This is a genomic window from Peribacillus sp. NPDC097198, assembly GCF_044762055.1.
Classification (GTDB): Bacteria; Bacillota; Bacilli; order Bacillales; family DSM-1321; genus Peribacillus.
In genome coordinates this window covers 443,220-455,344 of sequence record NZ_JBIWDO010000001.1, presented here as the reverse complement: position 1 = coordinate 455,344, position 12,125 = coordinate 443,220, and the positions used below count along the sequence as shown (strand labels likewise).

At 44.4% G+C, this 12,125-nt stretch carries 9 protein-coding genes; 8 read left to right on the top strand and 1 reads right to left on the bottom strand.

Annotated features, from left to right (window positions below; genetic code table 11):
• Positions 1-18 precede the first annotated feature (18 nt).
• The 8 genes from ACIQXQ_RS02155 to ACIQXQ_RS02120 all read left to right on the top strand — a co-directional run bounded on the left by ACIQXQ_RS02155 (position 19) and on the right by ACIQXQ_RS02120 (position 11,505).
• The gene (locus ACIQXQ_RS02155; RefSeq protein WP_402870253.1) at positions 19-1,212 is read left to right on the top strand and encodes an acetyl-CoA C-acetyltransferase; all 1,194 of its coding nucleotides are present in this window, start codon (positions 19-21) and stop codon (positions 1,210-1,212) included.
• A gap of 29 nt (positions 1,213-1,241) precedes the next feature.
• Complete coding sequence (locus tag ACIQXQ_RS02150) at positions 1,242-2,093, top strand: 3-hydroxybutyryl-CoA dehydrogenase (RefSeq protein ID WP_402870256.1); 852 nt, start codon at positions 1,242-1,244, stop codon at positions 2,091-2,093.
• A 40-nt stretch (positions 2,094-2,133) separates the two neighbouring features.
• Positions 2,134-3,264, top strand: a complete 1,131-nt coding sequence (locus tag ACIQXQ_RS02145) for an acyl-CoA dehydrogenase (RefSeq protein ID WP_402955123.1) — start codon at positions 2,134-2,136, stop codon at positions 3,262-3,264.
• A gap of 25 nt (positions 3,265-3,289) precedes the next feature.
• Complete coding sequence (locus ACIQXQ_RS02140; protein ID WP_402954918.1) at positions 3,290-4,429, top strand: acyl-CoA dehydrogenase; 1,140 nt, start codon at positions 3,290-3,292, stop codon at positions 4,427-4,429.
• Positions 4,430-4,541: 112 nt separating this feature from the next.
• Complete coding sequence (locus ACIQXQ_RS02135) at positions 4,542-5,192, top strand: TetR/AcrR family transcriptional regulator (RefSeq protein ID WP_402954915.1); 651 nt, start codon at positions 4,542-4,544, stop codon at positions 5,190-5,192.
• 11 nt (positions 5,193-5,203) lie between these two features.
• A complete protein-coding gene (gene icmF / locus ACIQXQ_RS02130) occupies positions 5,204-8,470 on the top strand; it encodes a fused isobutyryl-CoA mutase/GTPase IcmF (RefSeq protein WP_402954912.1) in 3,267 nt (1,088 codons plus the stop codon).
• Positions 8,471-8,916: 446 nt separating this feature from the next.
• Positions 8,917-9,489: a DNA-directed RNA polymerase subunit delta gene (rpoE, locus tag ACIQXQ_RS02125; protein ID WP_402870265.1), complete on the top strand. Its 573-nt coding sequence runs from the start codon at positions 8,917-8,919 to the stop codon at positions 9,487-9,489.
• Positions 9,490-9,900: 411 nt separating this feature from the next.
• Positions 9,901-11,505, top strand: coding sequence for a CTP synthase (locus tag ACIQXQ_RS02120; protein ID WP_402954908.1), 1,605 nt, complete (start codon positions 9,901-9,903; stop codon positions 11,503-11,505).
• A 56-nt stretch (positions 11,506-11,561) separates the two neighbouring features.
• Here ACIQXQ_RS02120 and ACIQXQ_RS02115 read toward each other — a convergent pair whose 3' ends face one another.
• Entirely contained in the window at positions 11,562-12,098 is a 537-nt protein-coding gene (locus ACIQXQ_RS02115) for a DUF2529 domain-containing protein (protein WP_402954905.1), read from the bottom strand.
• Positions 12,099-12,125 lie beyond the last annotated feature (27 nt).

Sequence of the window (12,125 nt, the reverse complement as noted above, 5' to 3'; positions counted from 1 at the left end):
CTGAGGAGGAAATGAATAATGACGAAAACAGTGATCATTAGCGGTGTGAGAACACCTTTTGGTAAGTTCGGCGGGGGCCTCAGCAGTTTGACAGCCTCACAGCTTGGTGGAATAGCAATCAAAGAAGCGGTTGAACGGGCAGGGATTGATGGAAGCAAGGTAGGCGAGGTCATTATGGGGAATGTGCTCCAAGCGGGGCAAGGGCAGATCCCTTCTCGGCAAGCAGCACGTAATGCAGGGTTACCTTGGGAAGTGAAAACGGAAACGATAAACAAAGTTTGCGCCTCAGGTCTTCGAAGCGTGACATTGGCAGATCAGATTATTCGCTTAGGGGAGGAAGAAATCATCGTTGCTGGTGGAATGGAATCGATGAGCAACGCACCATACATTCTCCCGAAAGCGAGATGGGGACTACGGATGGGCGATGGTCAGCTGAAGGATACGATGATCTCGGATGGCCTTAGCTGTAGCTTTACAGGCGTACATATGGGGACGTATGGAAACAGTACAGCTGCAGAACTGGAACTTACGCGTGAGCAGCAGGATAGCTGGGCTTATGAAAGTCACCAAAAGGCCATTAAGGCAATCGATGCCGGAATTTTGGCTGAAGAGATCATTGCCGTAGAGGTTCCGGTAAGAAAAGGAACGCCTATGACGATTGAGCATGATGAAGGCCCAAGAAAAGATACATCAGCCGAGAAGCTGGCCAAATTAGGTCCGGCCTTTAATAACGAAGGGACCATCACGGCTGGAAATGCCCCAGGGGTCAATGACGGAGCGGGAGCCCTTGTCTTAATGAGTGAAGAACGTGCAGAAAAAGAAGGGGTAACGCCTTTTGCCTATATTTTGAGCCATGCAGAAGTGGCTGTGGAAGCCAAAGACTTTCCCAAAACACCTGGTTTGGTCATCAATGAACTCTTGAAAAAGTCCGGTAAATCCATCGAGGACATAGATTTATTTGAAATCAATGAAGCCTTTGCCGCTGTCGCCCTAGCCAGTGGGAAGATTGCGAATGTCAATCCTGAAAAAGTAAATGTAAACGGTGGTGCCGTAGCATTAGGACATCCGATTGGGGCTAGTGGAGCCCGCATCATCATCACGCTTATGCATGAATTGAAACGTCGCGGCGGCGGATTGGGCATTGCAGCCATTTGCAGTGGCGGCGGTCAGGGAGATGCCATTTTAATAGAAGTGCCAACGCAGGGAAAATAGATTGCTAGATAACTAAGGAGGGATTTTGGATGGGCATTCAAAAGGTGATGGTCATTGGTGCAGGGCAAATGGGTTCTGGTATTGCCCAGGTATGCGCAATGAGCGGCTATGATGTTCTATTGCATGACTTGAAAGAAGAATATGTAGAAAAGGGATTAGGTACGATTACCAAGAACCTTTCACGACAAGTAGAAAAAGGAAAACTGCCTGCTGAAGATAAAGAAGCAACGTTATCCCGGTTGACAGCATCAACGGATTTGAATCAAGCGAAAGATGTGGATTTGGTCATTGAAGCAGCCATTGAAAATATGGAAATCAAAACGAAGCTTTTTGCCCAATTGGATGAAATCGCCCCGAAGCATGTCATACTGGCGACCAATACGTCATCGCTTCCCATTACGGAAATAGCTGCTGCGACAAAAAGGCCGGAGAAGGTGATCGGCATGCATTTCATGAATCCGGTTCCGGTCATGAAGCTGGTCGAGATCATCCGTGGCCTTGCTACAGCAGACGACGTATATGAAGAAATTGAGGAAATGGCAAAGTCCTTAAGTAAGGTCCCGGTCGAAGTGAATGATTTTCCTGGATTCGTTGCGAACCGGATACTGATGCCAATGATCAATGAGGCAGTTTATACCCTATACGAGGGTGTAGCAACCAAAGAGGCGATCGATGACGTCATGAAGTTAGGCATGAATCATCCCATGGGACCACTTACACTCGCGGACTTCATTGGCCTGGATACATGTTTATACATAATGGAAACCCTCCATGATGGGTTAGGGGACGACAAATACCGTCCATGTCCGTTATTAAGGAAATATGTAAAAGCAGGTTGGCTTGGTAAGAAGTCAGGACGTGGTTTTTATGAATACAGTTAGTCTTCAGGTAGAGCAAGGGCATCAGGGGAGGAATGTAGGGATGGATTTCCGATTCACAGAAGAGCAGGAAATGATGCGCAAGATGGTCCGTGATTTTGCCGAAAAGGAGATAGAGCCCCATATAGAATCGATGGAAAGAGGGGAGTTTCCCAAAAAGATCCTCCGTAAAATGGGTGAACTTGGACTGATGGGTATCCCGATCCCAGAGCAATATGGTGGAGCAGGGATGGATTTCATGTCTTATATCATTGCCATCAATGAAATTTCTAAAGTGAGCCCGACTCTGGGTGTCATACTTTCGGTCCATACTTCCGTTGGCACGAATCCAATCGTTTACTTCGGAACGGAAGAACAGAAAGAGAGGTTTGTCCCGAAGCTTGCTGCAGGTGAATACTTAGGTGCCTTCTGTTTGACGGAACAAAGTTCAGGATCCGATGCTGCGAGTTTGAAAACAAAAGCCGTAAAGGAAGGCGACACCTACCGGCTGAACGGTTCAAAGGTATTCATCACAAATGGAGCTGAGGCAGATGTTTACATTGTATTCGCTTCCAGTGATCCGAGTAAGAAAAGCAAGGGCATTTCTGCCTTTATCGTAGAAAGAGGAACACCTGGCCTTATTTTCGGGAAAAATGAGCGGAAAATGGGACTTCATGGTTCCAGTACGGTACAGGTAACCTTTGAAGATATGAAAATACCAGCTGGGAATCTCCTTGGTAACGAGGGTGAAGGGTTCAAAATTGCAATGGCCAACCTGAACGTTGGAAGAATAGGCATTGCTTCTCAAGCCCTCGGTATTGCCGAAGGCGCCATGAAACATGCTGTCGAGTATGCAAAGAGCAGGGTGCAATTCGGCAGACCGATTGCCATGCAACAAGGCATCGGTTTCAAATTGGCCGAAATGGCTACGAACATCGAGGCTTCCAGGTTATTAGTCTATCAAGCGACCTATCTTCAGTCCCTTGGGTTACCTTGTGGCAAGGAGGCATCGATGGCAAAGTTGTTTTCATCGAAGACGGCTGTAGAAGTGACAACTGAGGCCATTCAGGTATACGGAGGGTACGGGTATACAACGGAATACCCGGTCGAACGTTACTTCCGGGATGCCAAGGTGACGGAAATTTATGAAGGAACCAGTGAGATACAAAGGATCGTCATTAATAAACATCTCTAAAACCAAGAAGATGGGGGACATGGATATGCAATTTAAATTAACGGAAGAACATGAAATGATCAGGAAAATGGTGCGTGATTTCGCTGAAAATGAAGTGGCTCCAACAGCAGCCGAAAGAGATGAAGAAGAACGGTTTGACCGTGAGATTTTTGATAAAATGGCTGAACTTGGACTGACCGGAATTCCATGGCCAGAAGAATACGGTGGCATCGGAAGCGATTATCTTGCGTATTGTATCGCAATCGAAGAACTATCCCGTGTATGTGCCTCTACGGGTGTTACACTTTCGGCCCATACATCCCTTGCTGGTTGGCCAATCTATAAATTTGGTTCGGAAGAACAGAAACAAAAATACCTTCGCCCGATGGCTCAAGGTGAAAAAATCGGGGCATATGGTTTGACGGAACCAAGCTCAGGGTCTGATGCCGGTGGCATGAGAACGACTGCAAAGCTTGTAGGAGATGAATACATCATCAATGGTTCGAAGATTTTCATCACGAACGGTGGTATCGCCGATACGTATGTAGTATTTGCATTGACAGATCCGGAGTCTAAACAAAAAGGAACAAGTGCCTTTATTGTCGAGAAGGATTTTCCAGGCTTCAGTGTAGGTAAAAAAGAGAAAAAACTCGGAATTCGTTCTTCACCGACAACTGAAATCATTTTTGATGAATGCCGTGTACCAAAAGAAAATCTTTTGGGAAAAGAAGGCGAAGGGTTCAAAATCGCGATGATGACTCTTGATGGCGGACGTAACGGAATTGCCGCTCAGGCAGTCGGTATTGCCCAAGGAGCCTTGGATGCGGCGGTTGGTTATGCAAAAGAACGCGTCCAGTTTGGAAAACCTATTTCCGCACAGCAGGGAATCGGTTTTAAATTGGCGGATATGGCGACAGGTGTCGAGGCTTCTCGACTCTTAACGTATCAAGCGGCTTGGCTGGAGTCAGTGGGCCTTCCTTATGGAAAGGAATCCGCCATGTCGAAACTTTTTGCCGGGGACACAGCCATGAAAGTAACAACGGAGGCTGTTCAAGTGTTTGGCGGGTATGGATATACAAAAGATTACCCGGTTGAACGCTTTATGCGCGATGCAAAGATCACCCAAATTTATGAGGGAACGCAGGAAATTCAAAAACTGGTCATCTCAAGGATGATAACTAAATAGAGTTGAAACCAGGTTTTCCGGAGAGGCCCTTCCGCCTCCCGGAATACCCTTTTCATTTTTCTGAAAGGCTCCCTGAAGGTGAAGGGTGAGCTTTCTAAAAGGGGTTTAAGAAATGGAAAAAAGAGAAGTTCAAGCGTCTGTCAAGGATGAGAGGCTGATCGAGAAAAGGCGTAAGCAGATGATTAAAGGTGCCGTTAACCTATTTAAAGAGAAGGGGTTTCACCGGACGACAACAAGGGAGATTGCTAAAGCATCCGGTTTTAGTATCGGTACGTTATACGAGTATATCCGGACGAAGGAAGACATTCTATATCTCGTCTGTGACTTTATTTATGATGAGGTCCGGGAGAAACTTCAGAGGGAAATCGAACAGAGTGAAGGGACGCTAGACAGCCTGAAACTGACAATCGCCTATTTTTATCAGGTAATGGATGAGATGCAGGATGAAGTATTGGTCATGTATCAAGAGGTGAAAGCCTTGACCAAGGATGCCTTACCATACGTTTTAAACAAGGAAATCGAAATGGTGGGCATGTTCGAAAAGGTCATCACCAATTGTGTCAAGAACGGGGAGCTTCACTTGACGAAGCAACAGATCAGCCTCGTCTCCCATAACATTTTCGTTCAGGGACAGATGTGGAGTTTTAGAAGATGGGCTTTACACAAAAGATTTACGCTTCAAGAGTATGTTGAAATCCAAACAGAATTATTGACCCATAGTGTATCGATTCAGAAACATGCTGATATCAATTCATTTCAATAAGGAGGAGTCAAATGAGTACAATTGAAGTGTATCAACCTAAAAACCATATTCGGTTCGTGACGGCTTCGAGTTTATTCGATGGCCATGATGCATCCATTAACATTATGAGAAGGATTCTTCAGGCAAGCGGGGCGGAAGTCATTCATCTAGGCCATAACCGCTCGGTCGAGGAAATCGTGAATGCAGCGATTCAAGAGGATGTCCAGGGTATCGCGATGTCATCCTACCAAGGTGGGCACGTGGAATACTTTAAATATATGTATGACTTATTGAAAGAAAAGGGAGCCGAACACATTCGAATATTCGCTGGTGGCGGCGGTGTCATCTTACCAAGGGAGATTCAGGAACTCCATGAATATGGGATTGCCCGTATCTTCTCTCCTGATGAGGGCCGCGAGTACGGGCTACAGGGAATGATCAACGTTTTGATGGCAGAGTGTGACTTCTCGACAGTAAAGCCATCCTTGCAGGACCGTTTTGATGAACTGATTGCAGGAGAAACGAGTGCGGTTGCCCAATATATCACCTGTGCAGAAAATAGGCTCGACGCCACCCAGGAAACAGCCGCAACAGTTGAAAGTCTCCTTGAACAGGTCAAGACATCGGAAAAACAGGTGCCGGTGCTCGGCATTACAGGAACGGGAGGAGCTGGGAAAAGCTCACTGACTGATGAGTTGATCCGACGTTTCCTCAATGAAATTCCGGAGAAGAATGTGGCGATCCTTTCTGTCGATCCGACAAAACAAAAAACTGGCGGGGCGTTGCTTGGTGACCGGATCCGAATGAACGCCATTTTTTCCAATCGAGTCTATATGCGAAGCTTGGCGACTCGCCATTCAAAAAGTGAGCTCTCACTCGCCATTCAAGATGCCATTTCAGTGGTCAAGGCGGCAGGCTTTGATTTAATCGTCGTAGAAACGAGTGGAATCGGCCAGGGAGATGCGGGCATAACCGAGATTTGCGATGTGTCCATGTATGTCATGACAAGTGAATTCGGAGCCCCTTCACAGCTTGAGAAAATTGACATGATCGATTATGCCGATTTGATCGTCATCAATAAATATGAGCGTAAAGGGTCTGAAGATGCTAAAAATCAGGTTCAGAAACAGTATCAGCGAAGCCACACTTTATTTGATCGAGACACTTCCGAAATGCCTGTATATGGCACCATCGCCTCGCAATTCAATGACCCAGGCACGAATGCTTTATTCGCCGTTCTTATCGAAAAGTTAAATGAAAAGGCCGGGACGAATTGGAGCACGACTTTTTCAAAAGAAGCGGATGTCTACAAGCAGAATGTCATCATTCCAACTGACCGGCGGTACTACTTACGTGAAATCAGTGAGACGGTCCGGAATTATCATAAGCAGGCCCGTGAACAAGTCAAACTGGCAAGAAGATTGTTCCAGCTGGAAGGGGCGATTGTGGCGGTCAAGGAAAATGGGTGTGAGGAAGCTGTCGTGGAGTCACTTGAGGCATCGAAAAAAGAAACCGTTTCCAAGTTATCGGCCGAATCGAAAGCCATCCTGACTGGCTGGAACGAGTTAAAAGATAAATATTCGGCCACACAGCTTGTCACGAAAATCAGGGATAAGGAAATCGTCACAAACCTAAAGACGAAAAGTTTGTCCGGGTTAATGATCCCAAGGGTTTCCCTTCCTAAATACGAAGACTATGGGGAGATACTAGGGTGGGTCTATCGAGAAAATGTACCTGGCCATTTCCCGTATACGGCCGGAGTTTTCCCATTCAAACGCGAGGGGGAGGATCCCAAGCGCCAGTTTGCCGGCGAAGGGTCACCGGATAGAACGAACCGCCGTTTTCATTACCTATCTAAAGATGATGATGCGAAACGCCTGAGTACCGCCTTTGATTCGGTTACGTTATATGGGGAAGACCCTGATTACCGGCCGGATATTTACGGGAAGGTAGGAGAGAGTGGCGTCAACATCTGCACGTTGGATGATATGAGGAAATTGTATGCCGGCTTTGATTTATGCGCCCCATCCACCTCGGTGTCCATGACGATCAATGGCCCTGCGCCCATTATCTTGGCCATGTACATGAATACGGCAATCGAGCAGCAGGTTCGCCTGAAAGAAGGGGAATTAGGCCGTTCGCTCACAAAGGAAGAATATGAACAAGTTCAGGATTATACGCTTCAAACGGTCCGTGGGACAGTTCAGGCTGATATTCTCAAAGAAGATCAAGGGCAAAATACCTGCATCTTCTCTACTGAATTTGCCTTAAGGCTGATGGGGGACATCCAAGCATATTTCATAGATAAAAAGGTCCGGAATTATTACTCGGTTTCGATTTCCGGCTATCATATCGCAGAAGCGGGAGCCAATCCTATTTCCCAATTGGCCTTCACGTTGGCGAATGGCTTTACGTATGTCGAATATTACTTAAGCCGCGGCATGGATATCAATGACTTTGCTCCAAATCTGTCATTTTTCTTTTCCAACGGCCTTGACCCGGAATACACCGTTATCGGAAGGGTCGCGAGACGAATATGGGCGACAGTCATGCGTGATAAATATGGTGCCAATGAACGCAGCCAGAAGCTAAAATACCACATCCAGACATCGGGACGTTCCCTGCATGCACAGGAAATCGACTTCAATGATATACGGACAACGCTACAGGCCTTAATGGCCCTGCAAGATAATTGCAACTCGCTTCATACCAATGCATACGACGAAGCCATCACTACGCCTACAGAAGAGTCTGTACGCCGTGCCATGGCCATTCAGATGATCATCACGAAAGAACATGGACTATCCAAGAATGAAAATCCGATGCAAGGTGCCTTCATTATTGAAGAGTTGACTGAACTAGTCGAGGAAGCCGTCTTGAGGGAGTTCGATAGCATTAATGATAGAGGCGGTGTGTTGGGCGCCATGGAAACCCAGTATCAACGAGGGAAGATTCAGGATGAATCCATGCATTATGAAATGAAAAAACATACAGGGGAACTCCCAATCATTGGGGTGAATACGTATTTGAATCCGAATCCCCCAACAGAAGAAGCTGTGAACAGCATGGAGGTTGCCCGAGCTACAAAAGAGGAAAAAGAAGGGCAAATCGCGAATCTTCGTGCATTCCAGGAAGAAAACAAGGAAAGTGTTGAGGAAGCCTTGAACCGATTAAAGGACACGGCAATGAACGGAGGAAATATTTTTGCCGAACTGATGACTTGCGTGCAAGTCGCGAGCTTGGGTCAGATAACAAGTGCATTATATGAGGTTGGCGGACAATACAGAAGAAATATGTAAAAGGGAAGGGGTATCCTTAAGGGATGCTCCTTTTTCAGAACCAATTTTCATCATTTTTCGGAAAATGAAACATTCACCTTATAAATTCCTTGAAAAGGGGCAAAGATGATGATTCACCCCTATTTGTGATTGGTAGAATCAAAACGAGGATACTGATGTTAAAAAATAAGGATTATTTCGCACATCAATCTCAAATCTTTTTTAACTTTATTTGTGGGTGCTTTTTCCCTTATACCTTCCTTGAAATAGATTTAGTTTTTATAAGCCAGTAGGGAAAATCTGTGAAAGTATCAGATAGAACTAGCATAAACCCATTTAGATTGTTTATAATGGATAATATGTCTAGCAGGAATTGTCGTTATTTTACCGAAATACTGTTTTAGATTATTTTTTTATGTGAAAAAACATGACTAGTCGTGTTCGAATAGAGAAGGGAAGTGCGGAACTTGAGTTTGAAAAAATACTCGAAAGAGCAAATTATGGAAATGTCCTTGATAGAAATCGCATATGAAGTGTTGGTTGAAAAAAACGAACCCATTCTATTTAAAGACTTAATGAGTGAAATAGCTTCACTTCAGCATTTATCAAAAGCGGAAGTGGCAAAGAGAATTGCCCAGTTCTATACGGATTTGAATGTAGATGGCCGATTCACTTCACTTGGGGAAAACCGTTGGGGATTGAAAACTTGGTACCCGGTTGACCAAATTGAAGAAGAAGTTGTGCACGTTGTAAAAGTGAAGAAGAAAAAGAAAGCGAAGAAAGCTGCAGTGGTCGTTGAAGACTTCGATGATATTGAAGACGAAGATCTAGATTTCGAGGAAGATATTGATGACTTGGATGAAGATGATGACGATGACGACGATGATGAAATCTTAGGCGGCGCAGTTATCGACGAAGTACTTTTAGAAGACGACGTGGATGATGACGACGATTTAGAAGAGGAAATTATTGAAGATGAAGTTTTCGAAATCGACGAAGATGAAGACGAAGATGAAGAAGACGACGAAAAAGAGAAATAAATAATCGCCCCTTGACTTTTTAAGGCGAAATTTGTAGAATCATTTTTGGGCTCCTTAAAAAAGGACACAATCTTAAAATTATATCGCTCCCTTACTTTTTTGTAAGAGGAGCGTTTTTGTTTTTGATGATGGAATGTTAAAATGACATCATTTTTTTATTTTTACAATGAATACGCGTAAAGTGGTAAAAACTATAGATATCAGTAAAAAGTTCATGTTAAACACAGGGAACTTATCTAATTGGCATGCCAGGCATACCCCATCTTACCGTCCGAATTCTTGGTTACTTCTAAGAGATAAGATTGTAAGACCTGGTTTGTTCGTCTATATCTGCCGGAATAAACAAAGGCAGAAGGTTCAATGGAATCAAGAGAACGGCAGTTGATGAAAACATTCATAGGAGGATATGAGATGACTAAATATATTTTTGTAACGGGTGGAGTAGTTTCCTCTTTGGGAAAAGGGATAACAGCAGCTTCTCTAGGAAGGCTTTTAAAAAATAGAGGGTTAAATGTAACAATTCAAAAATTCGACCCATATATCAACTTGGATCCAGGAACAATGAGCCCATACCAACATGGTGAAGTGTTCGTAACGGATGATGGCGCCGAAACGGATTTGGACTTAGGTCACTATGAGCGTTTTATCGACATCAATCTTGGTAAACACAGCAATGTGACAACAGGTAAAATTTATTCAACCGTTTTACGAAAAGAACGTCGCGGAGACTACTTAGGCGGAACTGTTCAAGTTATCCCTCATATTACCAATGAAATCAAAGAACGGGTTTTCCGTTCAGGAAACGAAACGAATGCGGATATCGTAATCACTGAAATCGGTGGAACAGTCGGCGATATCGAATCTCTTCCATTCCTTGAAGCCATTCGTCAAATCAAAAGTGACATTGGAATCAATAACGTCATGTATATTCACTGTACTCTTGTTCCTTACATTAAAGCTGCCGGTGAAATGAAAACAAAACCAACACAGCATAGTGTTAAGGAATTACGCAGTCTTGGTATTCAACCGAATATCATCGTAGCACGTACTGAAAGACCGATATCACAAGATATGAAGGATAAGATCGCTTTATTCTGCGATATCGATAAAGATTCAGTAATCGAGTGTCTTGATGCGGATACACTTTATTCAATCCCGCTTGCCCTTCAAGCGCAAAATATGGATCAGATTGTGTGTGACCACCTACAACTAGATTGTGGAGTGGCAGAAATGGAAGATTGGAAAGAACTTGTTAAAAAAGTTACTTCTTTGACGAAGAAAACGAAAATTGCCCTTGTCGGTAAATATGTTGAATTGCAAGATGCATACCTTTCTGTTGTCGAAGCACTTAAACATGCAGGTTACGCATTTGATGCGGACGTTGAAGTAGATTGGATCAATTCCGAAGATGTATCGAAAGAAAATGTTGCTGAATTGCTTAAAGATGCAGATGGAATCCTTGTCCCTGGTGGATTTGGAGATCGTGGTATCGAAGGGAAAATCGCAGCAATCGAATATGCACGAACAACAAAAACGCCGTTCTTCGGTATTTGCTTGGGTATGCAATTGGCATCCATCGAATTTGCACGCAATGTTCTAGGTTTGTCTGAAGCGCATTCAGCAGAAATCAATGCAGATACACCAGACCCAATCATTGACCTTCTACCAGAACAGAAAGATGTGGAAGACTTGGGTGGTACTTTACGTCTTGGTCTATATCCATGTAAGCTTATCGAAGGTACAAAAGCATATGAGGCATATAACGATGAAGTCGTATATGAACGTCACCGCCATCGCTATGAATTCAACAACCATTATCGCCAAGCCATGGAAGAGGCAGGATTCATCTTCTCTGGTACAAGCCCAGATGGCCGTTTAGTGGAAATCGTAGAATTGCAAGATCACCCTTGGTTCGTGGCATCACAATTCCATCCGGAATTCATATCACGTCCAAACCGTCCACAACCACTTTTCCGTGACTTTGTGGGTATGTCTTTGAAACATAACGAAAAATAATAAAAACAAAAAAACAGCCGTTTGGCTGTTTTTTTTGTTTTGGTCTAGAAGTCGGGTCAAACTTCGGATTCATCTTCATATTCTTGTATGATTTCCTCGACCGTGAACTTAATCCCATGATAAGCAAAAAGGGCAGCGATGAGAGTCGGGTAACCGTAACGATTTCCCGTTTCATCCGGGATTAATCCACGTTGGATGCGTAAATCAATGTGGACATCCGCAAGCTCCACCAGTGTGGTTCCTTCGGATGGAACCGCGGTTGAAACGGCAACGAAAGGTATGCCTTCCTGATGAAGTCGTTCAGCAAATTTGATGGCTTCTGGATCATCTGAGTGACGACTGAATAACAGAAGCCGATCCTCGTGGGAAATCCTACTATCATCTGTGTATCTTTTAGCTTTTGGAAAAGGTTCCTCCCCCTCAAGGCTTTCCGCAACAACTCCTTGCATTTCCCCGAATCCATGAATGAAAACGGACCCATCTCCGACCACGGCCTGAGCTAATAGGCGTCCGGCATCCTCCATTTCGAAAGAATCCTTTTCCATGATCTTCTTAAATACACCACTTAACTGTGTAGAAAATATCTTCAACATATTTAGGAACTCCTTTAAAAAATAGTA

Excerpts from the sequence above, each read along its gene's own strand:
- ACIQXQ_RS02155 (WP_402870253.1), top strand. The coding sequence starts at position 19 with ATGACGAAAACAGTGATCATTAGCGGTGTGAGAACACCTTTTGGTAAG.
- ACIQXQ_RS02150 (WP_402870256.1), top strand. The coding sequence starts at position 1,242 with ATGGGCATTCAAAAGGTGATGGTCATTGGTGCAGGGCAAATGGGTTCT.
- ACIQXQ_RS02145 (WP_402955123.1), top strand. The coding sequence starts at position 2,134 with ATGGATTTCCGATTCACAGAAGAGCAGGAAATGATGCGCAAGATGGTC.
- ACIQXQ_RS02140 (WP_402954918.1), top strand. The coding sequence starts at position 3,290 with ATGCAATTTAAATTAACGGAAGAACATGAAATGATCAGGAAAATGGTG.
- ACIQXQ_RS02135 (WP_402954915.1), top strand. The coding sequence starts at position 4,542 with ATGGAAAAAAGAGAAGTTCAAGCGTCTGTCAAGGATGAGAGGCTGATC.
- icmF (WP_402954912.1), top strand. The coding sequence starts at position 5,204 with ATGAGTACAATTGAAGTGTATCAACCTAAAAACCATATTCGGTTCGTG.
- ACIQXQ_RS02120 (WP_402954908.1), top strand. The coding sequence starts at position 9,901 with ATGACTAAATATATTTTTGTAACGGGTGGAGTAGTTTCCTCTTTGGGA.
- ACIQXQ_RS02115 (WP_402954905.1), bottom strand. The coding sequence starts at position 12,098 with ATGTTGAAGATATTTTCTACACAGTTAAGTGGTGTATTTAAGAAGATC.